The sequence below is a fragment of the Aureimonas sp. D3 genome (assembly GCF_001463805.1).
GTDB classification, from domain to species: domain Bacteria; phylum Pseudomonadota; class Alphaproteobacteria; order Rhizobiales; family Rhizobiaceae; genus Aureimonas; species Aureimonas ureilytica_A.
Genome location: NZ_BBWM01000029.1, coordinates 93,444 through 118,608, shown reverse-complemented (window position 1 = coordinate 118,608; position 25,165 = coordinate 93,444). Strand labels below are relative to the sequence as shown.

20 protein-coding genes are annotated in these 25,165 nt (G+C 64.4%); 12 read left to right on the top strand and 8 right to left on the bottom strand.

The genetic code is table 11. From position 1 onward, the window contains the following. Nucleotides 1-139 precede the first annotated feature (139 nt). The 3 genes from AUL36_RS07875 (at nt 140) to AUL36_RS07865 (ending at nt 2,898) form a co-directional block, all read left to right on the top strand. Nucleotides 140-1,051 carry a class I fructose-bisphosphate aldolase gene (locus tag AUL36_RS07875; protein ID WP_058600198.1) on the top strand — a complete coding sequence of 304 codons (912 nt, stop codon included), beginning with the start codon at nt 140-142 and terminating at the stop codon, nt 1,049-1,051. Between the two features lie 143 nt (nt 1,052-1,194). Further along, nucleotides 1,195-1,617 carry a Fur family transcriptional regulator gene (locus AUL36_RS07870; RefSeq protein ID WP_062219551.1) on the top strand — a complete coding sequence of 141 codons (423 nt, stop codon included), beginning with the start codon at nt 1,195-1,197 and terminating at the stop codon, nt 1,615-1,617. Nucleotides 1,618-2,109: 492 nt separating this feature from the next. Beyond that, nucleotides 2,110-2,898, top strand: a complete 789-nt coding sequence (locus AUL36_RS07865; RefSeq protein ID WP_058600200.1) for an outer membrane protein — start codon at nt 2,110-2,112, stop codon at nt 2,896-2,898. Nucleotides 2,899-3,051: 153 nt separating this feature from the next. Here the strand turns inward: AUL36_RS07865 and AUL36_RS07860 are convergent, their stop codons facing one another. Next, the gene (locus AUL36_RS07860) at nt 3,052-4,005 is read right to left on the bottom strand and encodes a carbohydrate kinase family protein (protein ID WP_062219549.1); all 954 of its coding nucleotides are present in this window, start codon (nt 4,003-4,005) and stop codon (nt 3,052-3,054) included. An 86-nt stretch (nt 4,006-4,091) separates the two neighbouring features. Next, the gene (locus tag AUL36_RS07855) at nt 4,092-4,844 is read right to left on the bottom strand and encodes a DUF3750 domain-containing protein (RefSeq protein ID WP_062219547.1); all 753 of its coding nucleotides are present in this window, start codon (nt 4,842-4,844) and stop codon (nt 4,092-4,094) included. Between the two features lie 127 nt (nt 4,845-4,971). Between AUL36_RS07855 and AUL36_RS07850 the strand changes: the two genes are divergently transcribed. Beyond that, on the top strand, nt 4,972-5,970 hold the full coding sequence (locus tag AUL36_RS07850) for an asparaginase (protein WP_062219539.1): 999 nt from the start codon (nt 4,972-4,974) through the stop codon (nt 5,968-5,970). Here the strand turns inward: AUL36_RS07850 and AUL36_RS07845 are convergent. Beyond that, nucleotides 5,951-7,240, bottom strand: coding sequence for a TIGR03862 family flavoprotein (locus AUL36_RS07845; protein WP_062219537.1), 1,290 nt, complete (start codon nt 7,238-7,240; stop codon nt 5,951-5,953). The genes AUL36_RS07850 and AUL36_RS07845 overlap by 20 nt on opposite strands. A gap of 185 nt (nt 7,241-7,425) precedes the next feature. On the opposite strand from AUL36_RS07845, the gene AUL36_RS07840 reads away from it, so the two are divergent. The 4 genes from AUL36_RS07840 (at nt 7,426) to AUL36_RS07825 (ending at nt 10,743) form a co-directional block, all read left to right on the top strand. Then, a complete protein-coding gene (locus AUL36_RS07840) occupies nt 7,426-7,821 on the top strand; it encodes a VOC family protein (RefSeq protein WP_062219535.1) in 396 nt (131 codons plus the stop codon). A 64-nt stretch (nt 7,822-7,885) separates the two neighbouring features. Next, nucleotides 7,886-8,428, top strand: a complete 543-nt coding sequence (locus AUL36_RS07835) for a twin-arginine translocation signal domain-containing protein (protein WP_062219533.1) — start codon at nt 7,886-7,888, stop codon at nt 8,426-8,428. Nucleotides 8,429-8,531: 103 nt separating this feature from the next. Continuing rightward, entirely contained in the window at nt 8,532-10,100 is a 1,569-nt protein-coding gene (locus AUL36_RS07830) for a GMC family oxidoreductase (protein ID WP_062219531.1), read from the top strand. 193 nt (nt 10,101-10,293) lie between these two features. Further along, nucleotides 10,294-10,743 carry a pseudoazurin gene (locus tag AUL36_RS07825; RefSeq protein ID WP_062219529.1) on the top strand — a complete coding sequence of 150 codons (450 nt, stop codon included), beginning with the start codon at nt 10,294-10,296 and terminating at the stop codon, nt 10,741-10,743. A 54-nt stretch (nt 10,744-10,797) separates the two neighbouring features. Here the strand turns inward: AUL36_RS07825 and AUL36_RS07820 are convergent, their stop codons facing one another. Continuing rightward, nucleotides 10,798-11,097, bottom strand: coding sequence for a ribbon-helix-helix domain-containing protein (locus tag AUL36_RS07820; RefSeq protein WP_062219527.1), 300 nt, complete (start codon nt 11,095-11,097; stop codon nt 10,798-10,800). A gap of 136 nt (nt 11,098-11,233) precedes the next feature. Here AUL36_RS07820 and pyc point away from each other — a divergent pair, with 136 nt between their 5' ends. Next, nucleotides 11,234-14,695, top strand: a complete 3,462-nt coding sequence (pyc, locus tag AUL36_RS07815) for a pyruvate carboxylase (protein ID WP_062219525.1) — start codon at nt 11,234-11,236, stop codon at nt 14,693-14,695. A gap of 28 nt (nt 14,696-14,723) precedes the next feature. Here pyc and AUL36_RS07810 read toward each other — a convergent pair whose 3' ends face one another. Together AUL36_RS07810 and AUL36_RS07805 are read right to left on the bottom strand one after the other, a co-directional pair. Next, the gene (locus AUL36_RS07810; protein ID WP_062219523.1) at nt 14,724-15,800 is read right to left on the bottom strand and encodes a glycosyltransferase family 2 protein; all 1,077 of its coding nucleotides are present in this window, start codon (nt 15,798-15,800) and stop codon (nt 14,724-14,726) included. A gap of 10 nt (nt 15,801-15,810) precedes the next feature. Further along, nucleotides 15,811-18,126, bottom strand: a complete 2,316-nt coding sequence (locus AUL36_RS07805) for a Tex family protein (protein ID WP_062219521.1) — start codon at nt 18,124-18,126, stop codon at nt 15,811-15,813. Nucleotides 18,127-18,258: 132 nt separating this feature from the next. Between AUL36_RS07805 and AUL36_RS07800 the strand changes: the two genes are divergently transcribed. Beyond that, nucleotides 18,259-19,080 carry a bifunctional allantoicase/(S)-ureidoglycine aminohydrolase gene (locus AUL36_RS07800; protein WP_062219518.1) on the top strand — a complete coding sequence of 274 codons (822 nt, stop codon included), beginning with the start codon at nt 18,259-18,261 and terminating at the stop codon, nt 19,078-19,080. A gap of 261 nt (nt 19,081-19,341) precedes the next feature. On the opposite strand, the gene AUL36_RS07795 is transcribed toward AUL36_RS07800, so the two are convergent. Beyond that, the gene (locus tag AUL36_RS07795) at nt 19,342-20,310 is read right to left on the bottom strand and encodes a glutathione S-transferase family protein (protein WP_062219517.1); all 969 of its coding nucleotides are present in this window, start codon (nt 20,308-20,310) and stop codon (nt 19,342-19,344) included. 12 nt (nt 20,311-20,322) lie between these two features. Next, entirely contained in the window at nt 20,323-21,156 is an 834-nt protein-coding gene (locus AUL36_RS07790; protein WP_062219515.1) for a VOC family protein, read from the bottom strand. A 539-nt stretch (nt 21,157-21,695) separates the two neighbouring features. Here AUL36_RS07790 and AUL36_RS07785 point away from each other — a divergent pair. Further along, nucleotides 21,696-23,066 (top strand): tyrosine-type recombinase/integrase, encoded by a 1,371-nt coding sequence (locus tag AUL36_RS07785; protein ID WP_082655705.1) that lies wholly within the window; start codon nt 21,696-21,698, stop codon nt 23,064-23,066. A gap of 1,358 nt (nt 23,067-24,424) precedes the next feature. Further along, a complete protein-coding gene (locus AUL36_RS07775; protein WP_062219510.1) occupies nt 24,425-25,069 on the top strand; it encodes a recombinase family protein in 645 nt (214 codons plus the stop codon). Nucleotides 25,070-25,165: the final 96 nt, after the last annotated feature.

The window sequence follows — 25,165 nt, the reverse complement described above, 5'->3', positions numbered from 1 at the left end:
CGGCCTCGGGATCGTTGGGAAAATTCAAACGATTTTAATGTGTTGGGCCGTGAGCGAACGGCTTTACGCTGCGAAAGACCTCGTTAATACGGAACCGGGGCCGCCGAGAAGCGAGCGGCTGGCGAGGATTGAGGAAACCATGCTGAGAACCGAAACCGTCCGCAAGATCTTGTCCTGGTACGAGGGCGAGACGCCGGGACTGAAGTCCAACCTGTCGCGCCTTCTCATGCATGGGCGTCTGGCAGGCACGGGGCGGTTGGTGATCCTGCCCGTGGATCAGGGCTTCGAACACGGTCCGGCGCGGTCCTTCGCGCCCAATCCGGCCGCGTACGATCCGCACTATCTCTATGAGCTGGCGATCGAGTCGGGCGTTTCGGGCTATGCCGCCCCGCTCGGTCTTCTGGAGCAGGGCGCCGACACGTTCGCCGGCGAGGTTCCGCTGATCCTGAAGCTCAACAGCGGCAACTCGCTCGTCAATGCCCAGGATCAGGCGCTGACGGGCACGGTGGAAGATGCCCTGCGCCTTGGCTGCGTCGGCGTCGGCTTCACGATCTATCCTGGTGCCGAAGCGTCCTACGGCATGATGGAGGAGCTTCGCGAGATCACGCTGCAGGCCAAGTCGCGCGGTTTGATGACGGTGGTCTGGTCCTATCCGCGCGGCGGCAAGGTGACCAAGGCCGGCGAAACGGGCGTCGACATCATCGCCTATGCCGCGCATATGGCCGCGCTGCTGGGAGCCACCATCATCAAGGTCAAGCTGCCCTCCGATCACGTCGACCTCGCCGAGGCAAAGTCCACCTACGAAAAGAACGCCATTCCCGTCACGACGGGGGCCGATCGCGTGCGCCACATCATGCAGGCGTCCTTCGCGGGCAAGCGCATCGTGGTCTTCTCGGGCGGTGCTGCGAAGAACACCGAAGAATTGCTCGATGAAGTCCGTGCCATCCGCGACGGCGGCGGCAATGGCTCGATCATCGGTCGCAACTCCTTCCAGCGCTCGCGCGAGGATGCGCTGAAGCTTCTGGCCGAAGTGATGGATCTCTATGCCTGACGGATCCCCGCGTCGGCTTGTGTCGAGCCGATCGGATCGTTACCTGAAGGGGCAGGGGGACTTTTCGTCCCTCTGCCCTTTTTCCGTTCGAGGCCAAGGTCTTCCGCTTTCGATCCCTCGACATCGATGGAGCCCGTCGCGGCATGAAAGACGAACTCCGCCTGACCCGCAACGAAACGCTCGTCCTGTCCGTCCTGCGGGACGAGAGCGGGCCGCACACGGCCTATCAAATTCTCGATCGTCTGCGCGGCGATGGCTTGAAGGCGCCCTTGCAGGTCTACCGTGCGCTGCGCTCCCTGTCCGAGCGCCATCTCGTGCACCGGCTCGAAAGCCTCAATGCCTTCGTTGCGTGCAACCATCACCACGGCGACCACCACCACGCGACGATCTTTTCCATCTGCCAGACCTGTGGCCAAGTCAGCGAGGCGACGGACGCCACCCTCGACGCGGCGCTGGCAGCGCTGGCGCAGCGGCAACGGTTCAAGCTGGAAAATGCGGCGGTCGAAATCCGTGGCCTATGCTCCGCCTGTGCGTCAGCCACGCATTCTAGCCCAGACGAGGCTTGATTCTTTAGTCAAAGATGGCAACAAAGTGGTGAGGGGAAGGCAGACTTGGGCTGCGCCGAAAGCGGCAAGACGACGGCGACTCAGAAAAAAGAGTTCGTCCCCGTTTTCCCCGCAATACCCACTCCGCTCGGCAGGCGGCGTATTTCAGCCCCGCGTCAGCCTTCAACTCTTCATTACGTTCGATCGAAAGCGTGATCTGAGCGGCATGAGGAGGGAAACCCCTTTTGCGTCAGTTGTTTGGCGGTGATGGGGCAATTCGCGCAGTTAAACGAACCTTAAGATTGTCGGTTTAAATCTCCGTTCGAACGCTGCTGGCGGATCATCAGGCTGTTGCCGGGTGGCCACACAGCGGTCGGTATCGAAAATGGTGCCATTGTTCAGGCACGGTGTCGAACCATAAATCGTCCCAAGCCCGAACGATCGGGTCTGAGCTTCCGAGCCGAAAGGTTTGGCAGCACTAAACGTCGCCAAGGCGACAGTGGAGTATCGAACATGAATCGCTTTGCCCTTCTTCTCGCTTCGACCGCTTTCGTGACGCCGGCTCTGGCCGCTGACGTCGTGTACGAAGAGCCTGCGGCGCCGGTTGTCGCTCTGGCTCCTGCGTATTCCTGGACCGGCTTCTACGTCGGTGGCCAGGCCGGTGTTGCGTTCAACCGCGACGCGGGCGACGTCCGCTACAACCCAGGCACGGGCACGTTCACGACGACCCAGTTCTCGGGTAACTCGCGCGACAGCAACGACGCAGCCTTCATCGGCGGCGTGCACATCGGCTACGACTACCAGATCAACAACTTCCTGGTTGGTGCCGTCGCCGACATCAACTACATCGACGCGAAGTCGAACTCGACCTACAACATCACTTCGGCTCCGGGCGTCGTCGACACCTTCGGCCTGTCGAACGACATCAACTTCGTCGGCACCGTTCGCGCCAAGCTCGGCGTGACCGCTGACCGCTTCGCCGTGTACGCCACGGGCGGTCTGGCTTACGCCGACACCGAGACCAAGTACTTCGCTCCGGGCACGCTCCGCGCGACGAACGGCTTCATCCCGACCGTCAACTCGAACTCGGACGACGTCGGCTACGCCGTCGGCGCCGGTGTCGACTACCTCGTCACGCCGAACTTCTCGCTCGGCCTCGAGTACCTCTACACCGACCTCGGCAAGACCGACACGAAGATCACCTACACGAACGGCGTCACGCAGACCTCGTTCAACGCTGACTCCTCGTCCAACCTCGACTTCCACACGGTCTGGGCCAAGGCTTCGTTCCGCTTCAACTAAGATTGGTCGATCGGCCTTTCCGGAGGCTGGTCTTCTCTTCAGCCCGTCGCGATGTGAGTCGCGGCGGGTTTTTTGCGTTCTGTGGACGATGGACATGAAAAAGGGCCGCGCGGTGACCACCGCGCGGCCCTTTCCAGGCTTAAGAACTTGTCATCAAACGAGGGGCGGAAGGTCCAGATCGGCCCGGCGCGGCAGGTCGGCACCCCGGCGCGAGCAGGTGATGGCAGCGGCACGCACCGCGAAATCCAGAAGTCCGGTCAGGGCATCCTCGCCCAGCGATCCTGCGGCCTCGGCGCTCAGATTACCGCCTTCCTTGAGCCCGGCCAGCAAAGCCGCCTGGAACGTATCGCCCGCGCCCACCGTGTCGGCAACTGCAACGGAGCGACCCGGCACTCGGACCGTCACCCCCGAGCGGTTGGCGGCTATCGCTCCATGCTCTCCGAGCGTCACCACCGCAAGCGAGGCGCCGGCCGACAGCCAGTCCGCCAGAACCGTCTCGACCGCGCGGCCGGGATAGACTTGCTCCAGATCCTCCTCGCTGGCTTTAACCAGCGCGGAAAGAGGCACCGTCGCGCCGATGCGCGAGCGCCAGATGTCGAGATCGGGCTCAATGCTGGCTCGGATATTGGGATCGTAGGAGATGAAGCGGCGCGCGTGCTCCTGTGCAACGAGCCGGGCGAGGGCGCTGGCGGTCGGCTCCGTCACCGTCGAGTAGGAGGCGAGGTGGATCGCCTCGATTTCGTTCGGCAGCGAGGTCGGGACTTCCGTCGGCTCGATGGAGCGATCGGCCGTGCCTTCGATGTAGAAGTCGTAGCGCGGCGTCCCGGCGCTCGACAACGAGACCATGGCGAGCGTCGTATTGCGATCGGTGTCGATCAGAAAGTCTTGGGCAATTCCTTCGCGCTCCATGAAGGCGCGGATGCGTCGGCCGAACGGATCTCCCGAGACCTTGGTGAAATAGCCGGTCGAATGGCCGAGGCGCGCCAGACCGAGGGCGACGTTCAATGGCGACCCTCCGATCCGGCCATTCAGCGAGATCGACGCCACATCGGCTTCATCGCCGCCGGCAAACACATCGAACAAGGCATCGCCGCAGCTTAGAAACATCCGCTTCCCCCAAATCTGGCTGGTCGCCTGTTCGCTATCAAACTTGCGCCGATCTGCAAATGGACCGGTGCCTCGCCCGAGACGTGTCAGGCGATGCGCGGTGCGAAGCCGAACGCGCCAAAGGCGGGGATCTTGATCTGCCAGCGGAAGGGATCAATGCCCGCGACGAGGCCGAGCAGGTTGACTTCGAAGCCGCTCTGCATCCCGATGGACAGGCCGGCATAACCGAACAGCGAAACGCTGAACTGCCCCGCCTCCCGGTCGAGCCGGACGAGGCGCCCGTCGGTCGGGTAGTCGCGCCCGACGGCGGCCGGCGGCAGGACCGCGCCGAGCGCCGGAACCTCCCGCAGGACATGAGCCACGAAGCTGTTGCTGTTCGGGCCGGGAAAGATGCGGTAGCCGCCGCGCGCGGCGAAGGGGTAGGATTGGATGGCGCTGGCGATGTCAGGCAGTGCCGCTTCGGCCGCTCGGCCATGCAGTGCCGCGACGACGCGGGGCTCGTTGGAATACCAGCGCCCGTCCGCCGCATAGCCGTTGTGACGGATCGGCATGCCCCAGCCGACCTTGTCGTAGCGCTCGTATCGCTGCGCGCCAGGGGCTTTGGTGACGATCCACGAGTGTTCGGACAGCGCGCCCTTAAGGCCACCGGTGCGCGCCGCCAGAATATAGACCGCTGCGTCCTTATCCTCGCCGGCAAGCGGCAGAAGTGATGCGGAACTCCAATCCGCCTTGCTCCAACTCGTGGGATGTTGGCCCATCCACCAAAGCCCGGTCGCCAGCGCGGCCGGCAGGAGATAGATCAGCACGAAGGCCAAAAGAAGCGGTCTGATAATCAGCATGGTTCGGCCGGTTTGACAGAGCGTGATAGGCAGGTTCGCTTCGTCAGATGGGGACGAGGCGAGCGAACGAACATGCCATGCGACGCTGAGGGCCGCCATGCCCCGCCGAGACCGGAAAGGACAGGACATGAAGCCGATCACCATCGAGGTCACCCGAGGCGGTTCTGTGGAGAGCCGACATCATGTCAGCCTGGCCGTGGTGGACGGCGCGGGCCGCGATGTCGTCGCCCACGGAGATGTCGGGACGCCGGTGTTTCCCCGTTCGGCGGTGAAGGTCTTTCAGGCGCTACCGCTGATCGAAAGCGGGGCGGCGGATCGCTTCGGGCTCGACGCGCGCGCCTTATCGCTGTGCTGCGCCTCGCATTCGGGCGAGGACGGGCATGTGGAACTCGCCGGCACGATGCTCGAGAGAGCTGGGCTCGGCGAAGGTGATCTCGAATGTGGATGCCATTGGCCCTTCGATCAGCCTGTCGCGCTTTCGCTGGCGAGACGCGGTCTCCAGCCGACGCAGCTTCATAACAATTGCTCGGGCAAACACGCGGGCTTTCTCTGCACGGCCGTTCATCTGGGGGAAGACCCGAAGAGCTATGTCGGCGCGGAGCATCCCGTTCAGCGCCGCGTGCGGGCCGCCATCGCAAATGTCACCGGACTGGAGGAAGGCGACCTGCCGATGGGCATTGATGGTTGCTCGATCCCAACCTATGCCGCACCGCTGCGAAACCTGGCCCAGGGCTTCGCGCGGCTGGCGAGCGGGGAGGGCGTTGCCCCGGAGCGTGCGCGCGCCGGGCAAAGGCTGATGGCGGCCTGCATGGCCGAGCCCTGGCTGATGTCGGGCACGAAGCGCGCCTGCCTGCGCCTGATGGAAGCCGCGCCCGGCCGGGTCTTCGCCAAGACGGGCGCGGAAGGCGTTTTCTGTGGCGCGGTGCCCGAGCTGGGCTTGGGCTTCGCCCTGAAGGCGGAGGATGGCGCGACGCGCGCGGCAGAGGCGGCCGTCGCCGCGACGCTGGCCCGACTTTGGCAGGGGCACGATGCGGACCTCGCGGAGCGCTACGACAGCCTGTCGCGCACCCATCTGCGCAATTGGCAGGGAACCGAGGTGGGCGAAGTCAGGGCTGAATGGCCTTGACGGTCTTTCGGGCTCGGCTCCGGGCTTTCTTGGCGATTTCGCCCAGCCATGCGTCCACGCCAAGGCCCCCGGCGCGGCCGGTGGCCAGGCAGGCGGTCAGGAGATAGCCGCCGGTCGGCGCTTCCCAATCCAGCATTTCGCCGACCGCGAAGAGACCGGGGCGCTGGGTCAGCATGAAGCGCGCGTCGAGTTCACCGAGCGCGATGCCGCCGGCGGACGAGATCGCCTCCGCGATCGGGCGCGGGCGCAGGAGCCGAAGGGGCAAAGCCTTGATGGAGGCCGCGAGACGAGCGGGATCGGCGCGTTCCGCTTCGGACGTGCCGTCGCGTAGGAGCGCGGTCTTCACAGCATCCAGCCCCGCGCCCTTGCGCATCCGGGTCGAGAAGCTCGCCTTGGCAGGTTGGCGGGCGAGAGACGCCGCGAGATCGGACAGGGCGCGGCCGGGCGCGAGGTCGAGTTCGAGGCAAGCGCTGCCGTCCCGCTCGATCGCATCACGCAGGGCCGCCGCGTGGGCATAGACGAGACTGCCTTCGACGCCGCTCCTGGTCAGCACGAACTCGCCCTGAGACTGTCCTGCGCTGGAGCGCGCGGTGACCGCTTTCACCGGCGCGCCGGCGAAACGCTCGCGCAGCGGCGCGCTCCCATCAACGTCGAATCCACAATTGGCCGGGCGGAGCGGGGCGGTCTCAATGCCGAGGTTTTGGAGAATGGGCATCCATGTGCCGTCCGAACCGAGCTTCGGCCAACTGGCTCCGCCCATTGCCAGCAGCGTCGCGCTCGCAGGGACCAGACGCTCACCTTCGGGCGTGGCAAAACGAAGCGCCGCGCCCTCGAACCCCAGCCAGCGATGGCGCGGGAAGAAGCGCACGCCGGCCTCCCTTAACCGCTTCAACCAGGCGCGCAACAGCGGCGAGGCCTTCATCGCGACGGGGAATACGCGGCCCGACGAGCCGACGAAGGTCGGTGCGCCGAGCGCCTCGGCCCAGGCTCGAACGGCCTCCGGGGTGAACCCTTCGAGAGCCGACGCAAGATGCGCATTCGCCTCGCCGAAGCGCGCGGCGAAACGCTCATAGGGTTCGGAATGCGTGAGATTGAGGCCGGACTTGCCAGCGAGCAGGAACTTGCGCCCGAAGCTCGGCATGGCGTCGAACACGCCGACGGTCCGCCCGCGCGCGGCCAGCATCTCGGCTGCCGCCAGCCCTGCCGGCCCCCCGCCCACGATGGCGACTTCGATGGTGGCGAGTGGATCGCCCGCTTCCGCTTTCGTCATGCGAGCAGCCTGTGAACCGATCCCGGCCGCAGGACAAGAGGGTGATCTTTGCCGCGATGCGTCAAAGGGGACCGGCATTGTCGTATCGGGCTACTACCCTTCACCCAAAAACCGTCCTTAATCTGTTGATTGTTCAATGATCCCTTCCGATCCAAGGGAAGGGCCTCAGTCAGGGTTCGTTTCGCGTGGCCAAGCTCATCCATTCCATGATCCGCGTGCTCGACGAAGCGCGCTCGGTCGAGTTCTATCGCACCGCCTTCGGGCTGGAGATCGCCGATCGGATCGATTTCGACAGCTTTACCCTGATCTACATGAAGAATGCCGAGACGGATTTCGAACTGGAGCTGACCGTCAACAAGGGGCAGTCCGGGCCCTACGATCTCGGCAATGGCTATGGCCATCTGGCCGTCTCGGTCTCCGGTCTCGAAGCCGAGCACGAGAGGCTGAAGGCCGCCGGCCTCTCGCCCAAGGACATCAAGGAGCTGAAGACGCCGGATGGCAATGCCGCGCGCTTCTTCTTCATCGAAGATCCCGATGGCTACAAGATCGAGGTTCTCGAGCGGAGCTGGCGCTTCGCCTGATTTCTGCCGCCGCCCCGGCTGGGAGGCTTCGAGGGGCGGCCGCCATTTCATCTGGGAGGAATGAATGACCACGCGGTCTCTTGCTGCGCCGGGCCTGTCCCGCCGTGTCTTTCTGAAAGGGGCGGGCACCACGCTCCTCACCGTTGCCGTCCTGCCGAACGGGCTCGTCACCGGCAAGGCCTGGGCGCAGATGCCCAAGGCCACCAAGCCCGAAACCTTCGCCTCGCTCGTCCAGATGTCGCGGGACTGCTATCCGCACGACAAGATCGCCGACAAGCACTACGCCACGGCCGTCGAAATCCTGGATGAGGCGGCGCGCGGCTCGCCCGACCAGCTGACCCTTCTGGAAGATGGCATGGCCGCGCTCAACAAGGCGGCCGCTGCGGCGCATGGCGTGCCCTATGCCAAGGTCGCGGGCGAGGCGGACCGCGTGGCGCTGCTGAAAGCGATCGAGCCGACGCCCTTCTTCCAGAAGGTGCGCGGCAATCTGGTGGTCGGGCTCTACAACCAGAAGGACCTCTGGCCCGTCTTCGGCTACGAGGGCTCCTCCTTCGACAAGGGCGGCTATCTCGAGCGCGGCTTCAACGACATCAACTGGCTGACCTGATCGCCGGTTTCGCGGGCTTCAATCGCATGAAGACGCCCGGCGGGCCGCAAGAGGCTTCGCAGCGAGACGAAGCCCGGCCTGCGCGCGGCGGGGAGGAACAATCATGGCAGCACCCTACGACCTCAACGACGGCAGCGTGTTCGTCATCGTCGGCTCGGGCGCGGGCGGCGGAACGCTCGGCACCCAGCTGGCCTTGAAAGGCATCGACACCGTCATCCTCGAAGCCGGCAAGCGGCACGAGACCTGGGATTTCATCAACGACGAATGGGATTCGTTCAGCCAGCTCGCCTGGACCGACAAGCGCATGACCTCGGGAAGCTGGGACATTTCCCGCACCTTCCCGAATCTCCCGGCCTGGATCGTGAAATCCGTCGGTGGATCGACCGTCCACTGGGCCGGCGCTTCGCTGCGCTTTCAGGAACACGAGTTCAAGACGCGCACCCATTATGGCGAGATCGCCGGGGCCAATCTCCTGGACTGGCCGATCGACCTGAAGGAACTGGAACCCTGGTACGCGCAGGCCGAGGACCGGATGGGCGTGACACGCACCAACGGCATTCCGGGTCTGCCGGGCAACAACAATTTCAAGGTGCTGGAGGCCGGCGCCAAGAAGATCGGCTACAAAGAAGTCCATACCGGCCGCATGGCCATCAACTCCGAGCCGCGCGACGATCGCGGCTCCTGCATGCAGCTCGGCTTCTGCTTCCAGGGCTGCAAGTCCGGCGCCAAATGGTCGACGCTCGTCGCCGAAATCCCGAAGGGCGAGGCGACCGGCAAGCTGGAGGTTCGGCCGGAATGCCAGGTCCTGCGCATCGAGCATGACGCACAAGGCAAGGTGACGGGCGTCGTCTATGCCGATGCCAACGGCGTCGAGCAGCGGCAGAAGGCGAGGGCGGTGGCGGTCGCCGGCAATTCGATCGAAAGCCCGCGTCTGCTTCTCAACTCGCATTCGAACCAGTTCAAGGACGGGCTCGCCAATTCGTCCGGTCAGGTCGGGCGCAACTACATGCGCCACACCACGGGCTCGGTCTACGGCATCTTCGACAAGCCCGTGCACATGTATCGCGGCACAACCATGGCGGGCATCGTTCGCGACGAGGCGCGCCACGATACGAGCCGCGGCTTTGCCGGGGGATACGAGTTCGAGACGCTGTCGCTCGGCCTGCCCTTCATGGCCGCCTTCCTCGACCCGCAGAAATGGGGCCGGGACTTCTCCAGCGCCATGGACCAGTACCAGAACATGGCCGGGCTCTGGATCGTGGGCGAGGACATGCCGCGCGAGGAGAACCGCATCACGCTGGCGGACGAGAAGGACGCGTTCGGAATGCCCGTCGCCTCGGTCCATTTCGACGATCACGAGAACGACACGGCGATGCGCAACCATGCCTACAAGCAGGGCTCGGCCATCTACGAGGCGGTCGGCGCGGTGCGCACCATCCACACGCCGCCCTATCCCTCGACCCATAATCTCGGCACCAACCGCATGAGCGAGAAGGCGAGCGACGGCGTCGTCAACCGCTTCGGCCAGACGCATGACATTCCCAATCTCTTCGTCTCCGACGGCTCGCAGTTCACCACGGGCGCGGCGGAAAACCCGACGCTGACCATCGTCGCCTTGGCGCTGCGTCAGGCCGACCATATCGCCGGGCGCATGGCGCGCGGCGAACTCTGACCGGACTGCGCGGGCTCCGCGCCCTGGCTCGCCTCGCCCTACGCGGAAAAGGCGGGCTATGGCCGACCGGCCCGTTGGTCGCGGTGTCCGGCCCGCTCTCCCCTTGGGCTGGACGCCGCCGCGCCGGTGCCTCTCTCCTCCCTTGGCGCCGGCGCGCCCCAATATTTGAAACTCGCAACGACGGATCATCGACATGCCGAACGGAACTGCCCGCGCCCTTGGCCTTCTCGCCCTCGTCTGTGCCTTCGCCCCGGCCGCACAGGCGGCCGACCACGAGGTGAAGATGCTCAATCTCGGCGTCAAGGGCGCGATGGTGTTCGAGCCGGACTATATCGTCGCCGCACCGGGCGACACGGTCACCTTCGTGCCGACGCAGCCGGGGCACAATGCCGAGTCGATCAAGGGCATGTGGCCGGACGGGGTGGAGCCCTTCAAGAGCGGCTTCAACCATCCCTACACGCTGAAGATCGAGAAGGAGGGTGTCTACGGCATCAAATGCACGCCGCATTACGGCATGGGCATGGTCGCGCTGGTGGTGGCGGGCAAGCCGGACAATCTGGAGGCCGCGCGTGCGGTGAAGCACCCCGGCAAGGCGCAGCCGAGTTTCACCGCGCTTCTGGACGAAGCCGCCAAGGCGAAATAGCGCCTCTGCCAAAGCCTCCGGCCGCAAGGCCGGAGGCCGAATGAAAAGGCGACGTCAGGCCGCGACGCGCACCATGGGCTTGGGCGCGGCCCCATTGCGTCGCTCGGCGTCCTGAAGGCAAACGCAGCGCAGAAGCGAGGTGAAGTTGCGCGCCTCCCCATGCAGCTCCAGCACTTCGTCATAGAGCACGGTCAGGAAGCGTGGCAGCGTCATGCCCTGCGAGCGGGCCAGCTCTTCCAGCGCCTGCCAATAGACCGCTTCCAGACGGATCGACGTGGCGTGGCCACCAAGGCGCACCGAGCGCGTCTCGCTCTCGTATTGCGAGAGTGGAATCCCGGAAAACAGATGACACATGGCAAGCCTCCTCCCTGGAATGGTTCCAGTATGGAGAATTTGCGCTTCGATACAATCGCTCTTCGCTGCTGCATTGCAACGCGGCGGAACTTGGCGTTAGTTCGCTATCGAAACGTCGATTTGGGGGAATGGGCAGTTGGCGATAGCGAAGATTCTCGTGGCGAACCGTTCGGAAATCGCGATCCGCGTCTTCCGGGCAGCGAACGAGCTGGGCCTCAAGACCGTCGCGATCTGGGCGGAAGAAGACAAATACGCCCTGCATCGCTTCAAGGCCGACGAGAGCTATCAGGTCGGTCGCGGCCCGCATCTCTCGCGCGATCTCGGCCCCATCGAAAGCTATCTGTCGATCGAAGAGGTCATCCGCGTCGCCAAGCAGTCGGGCGCGGATGCGATCCATCCCGGCTATGGCCTCCTGTCGGAGAGCCCCGAATTCGCCGATGCCTGCCGCGACAACGGCATCACCTTCATCGGTCCATCGCCGGAAACGATGCGCCGGCTGGGCAACAAAGTCGCGGCGCGCAATCTCGCGATCGAGGTCGGCGTGCCCGTGGTGCCCGCCACCGATCCGCTGCCCGACGATATGGCGGAAGTGGCGCGTCTTGCCGAGGAGATCGGCTATCCGGTGATGCTCAAGGCCTCCTGGGGCGGCGGCGGGCGCGGCATGCGCGCCATCCGCAAGGCCGAAGACCTGGCGCGCGAGGTGCTGGAAGCCAAACGCGAGGCCAAGGCCGCCTTCGGCAAGGACGAGGTCTACCTCGAAAAGCTGGTCGAGCGCGCGCGCCATGTCGAGGTGCAGATCCTTGGGGACACGCATGGCAACGTGGTCGATCTCTTCGAGCGCGACTGCTCCATCCAGCGCCGCAATCAGAAGGTCGTGGAGCGCGCGCCCGCGCCTTACCTGAACGACGAGCGCCGCCGCGAACTCGCCGCCTATGCGCGCACGATCTGCGCGGCGACGAACTATGTCGGCGCGGGCACGGTCGAATTCCTGATGGATGCCGATTCGGGCGAGTTCTACTTTATCGAGGTGAACCCGCGCATCCAGGTCGAGCATACGGTGACGGAGGTCGTCACCGGCATCGATATCGTGAAGGCGCAGATTCATATTCTCGACGGCGCGGCCATCGGCACGCCGGAATCGGGCGTGCCGGCGCAAGCCGACATCAAGCTTAACGGTCACGCGCTGCAGTGCCGCATCACGACCGAAGACCCCGAGCACAATTTCATTCCCGACTATGGGCGCATCACCGCCTATCGCGGCGCGACGGGCTTCGGCATTCGTCTGGACGGCGGCACGGCTTATTCGGGCGCGATCATCACGCGCTTCTACGACCCGCTTCTGGAAAAGGTGACGGCCTGGGCCCCCAGCCCAAGGGAAGCGATCGCGCGCATGCATCGCGCGTTGCGCGAATTCCGCATCCGGGGCGTGGCGACGAATCTCACCTTCCTCGAAGCGATCATCACGCACCCGGCCTTCGCCGACAATTCCTATACGACGCGCTTCATCGACACGACGCCGGAACTGTTCGCGCAGGTGAAGCGCCGCGACCGCGCCACCAAGCTCCTGACCTATCTGGCCGACGTGACCGTCAACGGCCATCCAGAGACCAAGAACCGACCGCGCCCGCCCGCCGACGCGCGCCTGCCGGTCGCGCCGCAGTTCCGGGGCGAGATCCGGCCGGGCACCCGCCAGAAGCTGGAAGAGCTTGGGGCCAAGGGCTTCGCCGAGTGGATGCGCGCGCAGCCCCAGGTTCTCGTCACCGACACGACGATGCGCGACGGGCATCAGTCGCTGCTCGCGACCCGCGTTCGCACGCATGACATCGTGGGCATCGCGGACGCCTATGCGCGCGCGCTGCCGCAGCTTTTGTCGCTCGAATGCTGGGGTGGGGCGACCTTCGACGTCGCCATGCGCTTCCTCACCGAAGATCCATGGGAGCGCCTGTCGCTGATCCGCGAAAAGGCGCCCAACATCCTTCTGCAGATGCTCCTGCGCGGCTCCAACGGCGTCGGATACACCAACTATCCCGACAATGTAGTGAAGCAGTTCGTGCGCGAGGCCGCGAGCGGTGGCGTCGATCTCTTCCGCGTGTTCGACTGCCTGAACTGGGTCGAGAACATGCGCGTCTCGATGGACGCGGTGCTGGAATCGGGCAAGCTCTGCGAGGGCGCGATCTGCTATACGGGCGATCTCTTCGACCCCGCCCGCTCAAAGTACCATCTGAAATACTACGTCAATCTCGCCAAGGAGATGGAGCGCGCGGGCGCGCATATCTTGGGCCTGAAGGACATGGCGGGTCTGCTCAAGCCCGCCGCCGCGCGGGTTCTGGTCAAGGCGCTGAAGGACGAGGTGGGCCTGCCCATCCATTTCCACACGCATGATACGTCTGGCATCGCGGCGGCCACCATCCTTGCCGCCGTGGACGCGGGCGTCGATGCCGTGGATGCGGCGATGGACGCGCTGTCGGGGAACACCTCGCAGGCGTGCCTCGGGTCGCTGAACGAGGCGCTCCGTGGTTCGGAGCGCGATCCGGGGCTCGACCAGGAAGCCATCCGCCGCATCAGCTTCTATTGGGAAGCGGTGCGCAACCAGTATGCGGCCTTCGAGAGCGATCTGAAGGGACCGGCCTCGGAAGTCTATCTCCACGAAATGCCGGGTGGCCAGTTCACCAACCTCAAGGAGCAGGCGCGTTCGCTCGGACTAGAGACCCGCTGGCACGAAGTGGCGCAGGCCTATGCCGACGCCAACGCCATGTTCGGCGACATCGTGAAGGTCACGCCGTCCTCCAAGGTCGTGGGCGACATGGCGCTGATGATGGTGGCGCAGGATCTGACGGTCGCGGACGTGGAAAGCCCGACCCGCGACATCGCCTTCCCGGACTCGGTGGTCGCCATGCTGCGCGGCGATCTCGGCCAGCCTCCCGGTGGCTGGCCGGAAGGCTTGCAGAGGAAGGCGTTGAAGGGCGAGGCGCCGATCGCGGTTCGTCCCGGCTCGCTGATCCCCGACGCCGATCTTGCCGCCGAGCGCGCCAAGATCGAGGAGAAGCTCGGCCGGAAGATTTCCGATCAGGAGTTTGCCTCCTACCTCATGTATCCCAAGGTCTTCACGGATTTCGCGCTGGCCGCCGAAACCTATGGCCCGGTCTCGACCCTGCCGACCGCCAATTATTTCTATGGCATCGGCACGGAAGAAGAGATTCTGGTCGATCTCGAACCCGGCAAGACGCTGGTGGTGCGCTGCCTCGGCACGGCCGATACGGACGAGAAGGGCCGTCGCACGGTCTTCTTCGAGCTGAACGGCCAGCCGCGCCGGGTGAAGGTGCCGGACCGTTCCAAAGCGGGCGGCGCAGGCGCAGCTCGACCGAAGGCGGAAGCCGGCAACCCGGCCCATGTCGCCGCCCCCATGCCCGGCGTCGTCTCGACGCTGGCCGTGCAGCCGGGTCAGGCGGTGAAGGCCGGCGACATTCTCCTCTCTATCGAGGCGATGAAGATGGAAACCGCGCTTCATGCCGAGCGGGACGGAACCATCTCGGCCGTGCATGTGCGGTCTGGCGATCAGATCGACGCCAAGGATCTGCTCGTGGTCTTCGCGGCCTGACGAACAGGGCGGCCTTCGGGCCGCCCTTCTAGTTTCTGAGGTCGCGCATGAAGCCGCGACGAACGAGATCTTCCGAGGACTGGAAGCGCAGCGAACCCTCGTAGCGGAAGTCCGTGTGCGGGCCGAACTCGTCGCTCTTCACGATCGCCTTGTAGAATTCCGCGCCGTTGAAATGCGCTTCCTCGCCCGCCAGCGTGCGGAAGATTTCCACCGCGCCGGGCGCGAATTTCTGATGCAGCAGCACCGCGTCGGGCGGGGCGAAATTGCGCGCGAGCGGCAGCGGGCCATGGGCGGTGTTGGTCGCAAAATGCAGCGCCGCGTCGGCATAAAGAAGCGGGAACTTCGTCATCCGCATTTGTGTCCCGAAGACACGGTTGCGCGGACCGCCTCGAATGGACGTGCAGAACTTTTCGTCTGCCACCTCATAATGGGAGCCGTCGAAGAGCGGGCAGAGCGCGGTCGGCGGGCTCAGCGCATCGGCTGATGGCTCGACGCCGCCGATCGGCCCTTCCGGGTAAAGATCGATCATCGGCGCCATGGCGCGCTTCAGCCCGACGCGTTCGAGATCGGTCACGAAGCTCTGCAGCGGGCGCGTCTCGCAGCCGGGGAAGATCAGATATTCGTCGCTGTCGATCGAGAGGACCCAGCGGCCCCGGCCGATCCGGTCCAGCATCCTATCGCGCCAGACGAGACCGCCGCCCGAGGTCAGGAAATTGCCGGCGGAGGTGAAGAGCGCGAGGTCCAGCTGCGCTTTGAGAAAGGCACGGCTTCCGTCCGTGGAGGCGTCGTCCACGACGGCGAAATGTTGCACGCCCATCCGCCGGTAATGGTCGAGAAACGAGGGCAGCGTCGCCATCGCATTGCGCACCACCGTGATCAGCACGATGTCGCGCGGCCCCGGCGCGGCGGCCATCGGCTTGACTTGCGTCAGGCTGCAATCGCCCGTTGCCTTGCCCCGCTGGCGATAGCGCCGCTCGCGCCAGACGAGCTGAAGTCGCGCGAGCCATCCGAGCGCGCCATAGCGTGGCCAGAGCGCGGGGTCCGGATTGGGATAGGGAAGGGCGGCCCGCCCACTCGCGCCGGGCGGGGTCTTGGATGCGCTCAAGGCCGGCGACCTATCGGCGCTTGAAGGCGTCGGCCAAAGCCGCGCCGAAGCCGCCGATCTGAGGTGCGGCGGGCTTCGCCTCGCGCCGATCCGGCCGGGCTTGGCCTTTGGAAGCGCCAGCCTCGTCGCGCTTGCGAGGGGCGGCATCCGGCTCGGCCTGTGTCTTCATCGAGAGCGAAATGCGCTTGCGCTTCTCGTCCACCTCGACCACGCGTACCCGGACGACCTGGCCAGCCTTCACCACCTCGGCCGGGTCCTTCACAAACCGATCCGAGATCTGCGAGACGTGCACGAGACCGTCCTGATGGACGCCGATATCCACAAAGGCCCCGAAGGCGGCGACATTCGTCACCGTGCCTTCCAGCATCATGCCGGGGCGCAGGTCCTTGATCTCGTTGACCCCTTCGGCAAAGCTCGCCGTGCGGAAGGCCGGGCGCGGGTCGCGGCCGGGCTTCTCCAGTTCCGCCAGAATGTCCTTCACCGTCGGCAGGCCGAACCCGTCGCCGACGAAACGCTGCGGGTCGAGCTTTTTCAGCGCCGCGCCGTCGCCCATCAGCGAGCGCAGATCGCGCCCGCAGGCCTCGACGATCTTGCGCGCCACGGGATAGGCTTCCGGGTGGACCGCCGAGGCGTCCAGCGGCTCCGTGCCGCCCTGAATGCGCAGGAAGCCCGCACATTGCTCGAAGGCTTTCGGCCCCAGGCGCGGCACTTTCAGAAGCGCGCGGCGCGTCTTGAACGGGCCTTCCTTGTCCCGGTGCGCGACGATCGCGTCCGCCAGCGACGGGCCGATGCCCGAGACATGCGACAGGAGCGCGGCGGAGGCGGTGTTCACATCCACGCCGACCGCGTTCACCGCGTCTTCCACCACGGTTTCCAGCGCGCGGGAGAGCGCGGGCTGATCGACATCGTGCTGATATTGGCCGACGCCGATGGCCTTCGGGTCCACCTTCACGATCTCGGCGAGCGGGTCCTGCAGGCGGCGCGCGATGGACGCCGCGCCGCGCAGGGAGACATCGACCCCCGGCAATTCGCGTGAGGCGATCTCGGAGGCCGAATAGACGGACGCGCCGGCTTCCGACACGACGACCTTGGTGGGCTTGACCCCCGGCAGCTTGGCGATGACATCGGCCGCCAGTTTCTCGGTCTCGCGGCTGGCCGTGCCATTGCCGATGGCGACCAGCTCGACCTTGTGCTTCTCGATCAGGCCGGCCAGCACCATCATGGCGCCCGCCACGTCATTGCGCGGCTGGAACGGATAGACCGTCGCCGTCTCAACCAGCCGCCCGGTTCCGTCCACGACCGCGACCTTGACGCCGGTTCGGATGCCAGGGTCGAGACCCATCGTCGCCTTCGGCCCGGCGGGGGCGGCGAGCAGAATGTCCTTCAGATTGCGCGAGAAGACGCGGATCGCCTCGGCATCCGCGCCTTCCTTCATGGTCGCCATCATCTCGTTGGAGAGCGAGCCGTGAATCTTCTGCCGCCACGCCCAGCGCGCGACATCCATCAACCAGCGCTCGGCCGGCGTGCCGCCCTGCGTCTTCGCGCCGAACTGCCGCGCGATCATCGCTTCAACCGGCTTCACCGGCGAGGCGTCGTCGGCATCCACTTCGATGTCGAGCGAGATGACGCCTTCCTTTTCGGCGCGTAGAAGCGCCAGAACGCGGTGGCTCGGGGCCGTCGCCCATTTCTCTTCATGGTCGAAATAGTCGGAGAACTTGGCGCCGGCCTCTTCCTTGCCCTTCTGCACCTTGGCGCGGATGCGCGACTTGGCGACGAGATGGGTGCGGATCGCGCCGACCAGCGCCGGCGTCTCGGCCATGGTCTCGGCCACGATGTCGCGCGCGCCCTCCAGCGCCGCCTTGGTGTCGGCCACCTGATCTCCGAGGAAGCGCTTGGCCAGTGCCTCCAGGTCGGCGGAGCGATCGGTCAGGAGGGTTTCAGCCAGCGGCCCGAGACCCTTTTCGCGCGCGGCGTCCGCGCGCGTGCGACGCTTGGGACGGAAGGGGAGGTAGAGGTCTTCCAGCGTGGCGCGGGTGGTCGCGCCCTCGATCTGGCGCGAGAGCGCGTCCGTCAGCTTGCCCTGTTCGCGGATGGAGCGCAGCACCGTCTCGCGCCGCGATTCCAGCTCGCGCAGATAGGTGAGCCGCACTTCCAGCGTGCGAAGCTGCGCGTCGTCCAGCCCGCCCGTTGCCTCCTTGCGGTAGCGCGCGACGAAGGGAACCGTCGCGCCGCCGTCGAGCAGCGCGACGGCGGCGGTGACCTGCGCCTCCCGCGCGCCGATCTCTGCGGCGATGAGGCTGTCGATGGATGGGCGCGGGGCGGTCATGGGCGTGTCGTCTCCTCAGTCAGCCGAGGCTTACTCTCAAGCGCGGCCAGACGGCAAGAAAGAGGCGTTGCCGCTGAAGCCTTCCTCATGCGATGCGAAGCCTGATTCACCATTCAGAGGAAGGCGTCGGCCATGACACAACGCTCCTACTTCTCGCCGCCCGGCGGCTTGCCGGGGCAGGACCAGCTCCTGTCCGGCAAGGCGGTCTTCACGAACGCCTATGCGATCATCCCGCGCGGCGTTTACAGCGACATCGTGACGAGCTTCCTGCCGCATTGGGAAAAGACGCGGCTCTGGATCATCGCGCGGCCGATGACGGGCTTTTCCGAGACCTTCTCGCAATACATCATGGAAGTGCAGCCCGGCGGCGGCAGCGCCAAGCCTGAGCCGGACGAGGAAGCGCAGGGCGCGCTCTTCGTCGTCTCCGGCGAGATCAGCGTGACGCTGAACGGCGAGACGCACCGCCTTTCGCCGGGCGGCTTTGCCTATCTGCCGGCCGGGTCCAATTGGACCCTGCGCAACGAGGGCGAGGCGGCGGCGACGTTCCATTGGGTCCGCAAGCGCTACGAAGCCGCCGAGGGGATCGCCAAACCCGATCCGATCTTCACCAACGAGAAGGACATCGCGCCGACGCCGATGCCCGACACGAACGGCGCCTGGGCCACGACGCGCTTCGTCGATCCGAACGATCTGCGCCACGACATGCATGTGACCATCGTCACCTTCCAGCCGGGCGGCATCATTCCCTTCATGGAAACCCATGTCATGGAGCACGGGCTCTATGTCCTGGAGGGCAAGGCCGTCTATCGCCTGAACTCAGATTGGGTGGAGGTCGAGGCCGGGGACTTCATGTGGCTGCGGGCCTTCTGCCCGCAGGCCTGCTACGCCGGTGGCCCCGGCCCGTTCCGCTATCTCCTCTACAAGGACGTGAACCGCCACGCGGCGCTCTGGTAGGTCGCGGCGCAGGCACAGGATGATCCGCTTTCTCGCGCGGATCATGCCCGGCGTCATCGATTGACCCTCTGCCGCTTCGGGATGCTTTCGTGCGTCAGGGCCCGCTTTGGGTCCGGCCATGCGGGCCAGGGGGGGATAATCGGGGAAGGGAGCAACGAGTGAGCCGGCTCCCTTCGTTGCCTTCGGCCGCAAACGCATTAAAGGCTGACAAGAGAACCGCCAGCCGCCTGATTGTCGCGGCTGGCTCCGTGTCCGCCGTGCTCAGGCGCTTGTTTGCGCGGCCCAAGGCAGGTCCGGCCCGAGCGGCACGATGCCGGTCGGGTTGAGAGCCCGGATCGAATAATAGCCGCGCTTGATATGATCGATGCTGACGGTCTCGCGGACACCTGGCAGCGAAAGAATGCGCAGCATATAGGCCTGAAGCGCGGGGTGATCGGTCACGCGCCGCTGATTGCATTTGAAGAGCCCGTGATAGGCCGCGTCGAAGCGAACCAGCGTCACGAACAGTCGGATATCGCTTTCCGTCAATCGGTCGCCGAACAGGAACGGCCCACCCTTCGACATCCGGTCTTCCAACTCGCCCAACTCCGCGAAGACATCCGCGAAGGCTTCCTCATAAGCCAGCTGCGTCGTCGCGAAGCCGGCGCGGTAGACGCCATTGTTCAGGCGCGGATAGATCCGCTCGTTCAGCGCGTCGATCTCGGCGCGCAGGTCCGTAGGGTAGAGATCGACGCTATTCTTCGCCAGATCGCCGAAGCCCGAATTGAACATGCGAAGGATATCGGCGGACTCGTTGCTGACCACCGTATCCGTCTGGCGATCCCAGAGGAGGGGAACCGTCGCGCGGCCGGTGTAATGCGGGTCGGCGCGTGTGTAGAGTTCGTGCAGATAGCGCGCGCCGTGGAGCGGGTCGGGATCGGCCAGGCTTCCGTCGCCGAAGCGCCAGCCCTGATCGGTTAAAGCCGGCTCGACGATGGACACGCTGACAGATGACTCCAGCCCTTTGAGCTTGCGCGCGATCAGCGTTCGCGAGGCCCAAGGGCAGATCAGCGCGACATAGAGATGGTAGCGTCCGGCCTCGGCCTTGAAGCCGGCCTCACCCGTCGGCCCGGCCGAGCCGTCCGGGGTGATCCAGTGGCGGAAGCCCGAGACCTGACGAACGAAGCCGCCCTTTTCGTCCTTGGCCTGAACCGGCTGCCAATTCTCCACCCATTTGCCATCGACCAGCATGGTCCGACCTCCTTATCGAACGAGAAGCGCGATCCGTGTGCCCCAAGGGTCGGCGAGCGTGAGCGGCGTCTGGGTATCGCTTTCACCGCCTGCTCCGATTCCCGCCGCGCGTGCCGGAGCCACATGGATTTCGAGTTCCGAAAGCCCGGTCGACGGGAAGGCGCGCGGACCCGCCTTTCGGCTGTTCCAGATATTGGTCGCGAGGTGATGGTGATAGCCATCGGCCGCAAAGAAGATCGCGCCGGGATAACGGCAGGTCACATCGAGGCCCAGACGGCCGGCATAGAAGGCTTCGGCCTCGTCCAGCGCGCCGACCTGAAGATGCACATGCCCGACCGAGCTTTCCTCCGGCACACCGGTCCAGGGCGCGCCGTCGCTGGCGGCGAGGAGGTCCTCGACATCAAGGGCGTCCGTCGTCATGGCGACCGCGCCATTCTCCCATCGCCATTGGTCGCGCGGACGATCGGCATAGATTTCGACGCCGTTGCCTTCGGGGTCCGACAGATAGATCGCTTCGCTCACCGCATGGTCCGACGCGCCGACGACCGGCCTCTGCCGGCGCATCGCCTCGCGCGTCCAGTTCGCCAGCGCCGTGCGGCTTGGCAGCAGAAAGGCCGTGTGAAACAGCCCCGCCTCGCGCGCAGAGCGACGCCGCGCCGTCGGGTCGTGCCGCAACTCGAGAAGAACGTGCCTTCCGACGCCCAGTTCGGCGCTGGCTGCATCCCGACGAAGGAGATGCAGCCCGACGGCTTCTTCATAGAAGGCCACGACGCGATCGAGATCGTGAACCGTCAGCGTGACGCGGCCCATCGTGAGCGTCGTGGCGGGAGAAGCGTCCAGAGACATGGCCTCGATTCCAATGATCCGACCAAGACGCTAAATGCCAGAGCCGGAAAAGGCGACCACGATGTCGGCCACGTTCGCGTCCGGACCGTTCACCGTTTCGATGCCGATTTTATTCGGGAAGACGCTTCGCGGTCATGCCTCGTATCATATGGCGCACCGGTCACAGAGGTCGGCGCGAGGAGGGAGGGGATTTGGACCGCACGAATGGAGATCGCCAGAGTTTGGCGCCACTTCCAGAAAGCGAATGGTGACGGGCTGTTAACCGCGACAATTTTCACGTTCAGCTCAATCGATAGGATCAGTCTGCGACGGCGATTGTCTAACCCGAGTGTCTGAAACACGAGAGATGCGTCGGCTAGAGAATGGGCTCGACGCCTGAATTCTTTTGGGTTTGGATTTTAAGCTGGCTGGGGAACCTGGACCCTCAGCGTTGATTTATATAAGCCACGGAAAGTCCTGAAGTGCTTGATTTGAAGGGCTTGCTGTGGGGTACTGAGTTGGGGTACCCGTGCGGTACTGCATCGCATAGAAGGTCCCTCATGGCTCACGACCGGCGTTATCTCGCTCGACACGGCAACCAATGGATAGTCGTGGTGAAGGTGCCTGATCGGCTGCGTAAGATCGTTGGCCGCGCCCATCTCAAACAATCACTGCATACTGATAGCCTTGCTATCGCGAACAGAGACAAGTTTCGACACGTAGCGGAGATGAAGGCCGAGCTTGAGGCAGCCGAGAGGACACTGTTGCGGGGTGCAGCCGGGACTTCGCCTTTGGTGTCAGAGGCCCTTGGATGGCGGGAGATGTTAGTCGAGGCCGATCACGAGGGAACGTCATCTCTCGATTGGGATGGTCAAGATGATGAGGTCACCGAGAGGGACCGCTTGGAGCTAGTCCTCCATGATCGAGCGGAGGAGATCGCGAAGCGGGAAGGGGTGACGCGGGCCAAGGAGTTCTTCGATACCGCCAGCGGTAAGGCGACCCCAATCTCCCCCCTGATTGAGAAGTGGCTAGCCGAGCGGCCAATGAAGCCGCGTCAGGTTCTCGATTACCGCTGCGCCGCCACCAAGTTTGTTGCTTGGCTTGAGACCAACCGCCTTCCTATGACTGTCGAGAGATGCACCCGGAAGATCGCCGGTCGATATGTCACTGAGGCGTTTGTAAGCGTTGGGATCAATTGGCGTACAGCTAACAAGGATATCTCCTGCCTATCGGGCTTCTGGAGATGGTTAGAGACAAAAGACTATGCCCAAGAGAACGTTTGGGCTCGCCAGTCCCTTGCTAAGGTTCAACCCAAAAAGGGCGATGCCAAGCGACCATATACGGACGATGAGATAGTCCGACTGTTCCGGGGAAGGCCCTCCGACCTTCTACGAGACATGATGACGATCGCCGCCTTATCGGGGATGCGGATCGAAGAGATCGCAAAGCTAACGGTCGGGGACATCTTCGATAACCGCTTTGACATCACCGAGGCCAAGACCCCAGCTGGCATCCGCATGGTTCCAATCCACCCCGGTCTACTGGAAATTGTTGCCCGTAGAACGAAGGGGAAGGGCGCTTCTGATCCGCTATTTCCCGAGTTGCCCGTGCCAAAGCCAGGGAGCGCCGTAGAACGATCCCAGAAGGTGGTGAAGGCTTTCACTGCTTATCGTCGCAAGATGAAAGTGGACGACGTTCCTAAGGGCTCTCGCCAGTCCCGCGTTGACTTCCATAGCTTTCGGCGCTGGTTCATCACCAAAGCGGAACAGGCAGGGAACCGCGAGAATTTCATTGCCTCACTAGTCGGACATAAGAGGACAGGTGAGACCCTAGGCCGGTACTCAGCTGGCCCGCTCGTACAGCAGATCCGCGAGGTGGTCGAAAGCGTTCATCTTCCTGTAGCTCACGAGACCCCATCTCCAGTGGACTGAGTTGGAAATTGGCCGTCCCTGCTCCCGACATGCCGTTGGCAAAACGATACGCCAGCCGGTGACCACAGGGGTCTGCCGTGCCGTGCTGGTGCGACCTTGGCAGGAACCCCAAGGAAACAATTGGAATGTCTATCAAGATCGGCCGGCGGTTCGAGATCGAGTGGAACGGTTGCCTTTAATTCAAAGCGCCTTGGTTCGGCAGAATGATCTGGGAAGCGTTTTGGGATCGCGACAGGATGAACCCCGTCAGCACCTTTGACCAACCGTATCTCCCAAAGTATGCGGTCGGAATGTCTGGTGGAAAAATCTGAGCGGTCAATCGATAATATAGCTTGCGCGGAAGACCCCCCTGGGGGCGCACGGTGTCGCGCAGGACAACCGCGCACGGTTTGGCGCACGTGACGCCCGAGCCATTCCCGCGCGTGGCCGAGCATGACACCCGAGCTATTCCGCGTGATGCGCGACTCCTACAGTCCCCTAGCTGGTCCCTTCGGAATGGGGTCGGCCGACTGATCTGTTCCAACCGCCCAACCTACCAACTACGAGCCCCTTCGCCACCCCTATCTCATACGGAAGCATGTAACTGGATAACCCATCATTGAACCAATTCCTTCCCCGAACATTCGTGTTGCCCTTGGATGCTTCGGCTCTCTGCTGAGAAGTGCGGGATTCCGCGATCTTGGCTTTGGTCTAAGGGGAATGCGTCTTGCCAAAGAATGGGTTTGCGTCCCCCTGCATCCTTGCGGAATGGTCGGGCCTCTTGCGGCCATGAAAGCGGCTCTTAGCTTCGAATCGCTCCTCTGGGGACATTGCGGCGTACAAACCAGCAAGCTTGCGGGATACCGACGCCTTGAGCCAATCGGGCTTTGGTACACCCGCAAGATGCGAGAAGCTGCCCCGACCGCCCCTTGTTTGGTTCCGGCATAGAGGGTCGGTCTTCAGGAGTTCGGCGGTCACCAAGCTGCGCTCATGTGCAAGGGCCTCTCGCTCAGTCTCAAAGACTGAGACGACCTCAGTGACCAAGGGGATTCCGTTGCGGCGACAGTTCGCAACCCATCGTCCGGATCCTTGATAGCCATCCCGTATGTCTTTGGTGGAGTGCTTCCCAAGATAATACTCGCCCGTCTCCGGATCTGTTGTCTTGTAGATAACGTGCTTCATTGCTCGCCCTCGACACGTTGATGGGAAAGACTCGTTAGATGGGCGTGTAGCGCCGTTGCCCAGGTTATTGCTGTCCGTTAGGGCATACCGTAGCGGACGGCGCTTATTCGGACAAAAGATCGTCCGTTAGGGTTGACTATGAACATTCGGACGTTCATCTATTCGGACATAACCGCAACGGACAGTCCGGATCCCTAATGGCCACCTTCCTCTATGCCCGTGTCTCCACCACCGAACAGACGCTAGACCACCAGCGTACCCAAGCCGAGGCCGCAGGGTTCACCTTCGATCATGTCATCGCTGACCATGGCGTGTCGGGGGTGGCGGTGAAGATGAAGGATCGCCCCGAGGGCAAGCGCCTCTTCGACATGCTGCGTTCGGGGGACACCCTGGTCGTCCGCTGGATCGACCGCCTGGGCCGCAACTATGAGGACGTGACCGACACCATTCGCGACTTCATGCGCCGGGGCGTGACCGTGCGGACTGTCATCAACGGGATGGTCTTCGACGGGCAGGCTACAGACCCCATGTCTGCCGCCGTGCGCGATGCGCTGATCGGCTTCATGGCGGCGATGGGCCAATCCCAGGCCGAGGCCACGAAGGAGGCCCAGAGGGCCGGCATTGCGGCGGCAAAGGCCAAGCAGGGCGAGGACGCGGGAACAGCGTACAAGGGCCGCAAGCCGAGCTACACGGCCGAGAACGTCGCAACCGTCGCGGACATGGCGGGCAAGGGAATGGGCGTGGCCGAGATCGCTCGCACCACCGGCCTTTCGCGGCAGACCGTCTATCGCATCAAGGACGATCCGGCAGCGGCCCAAGCGGCTCTTGCGGCCTGGGCATAAGCCTATGGCTAGATGGCGGGAGAGGGCCGCAGTCTCGTCCCCGCGACCCTCCATGATGCCCTTCTAGCCAAAGGGGGCGGGAGGCATGAGCCACCG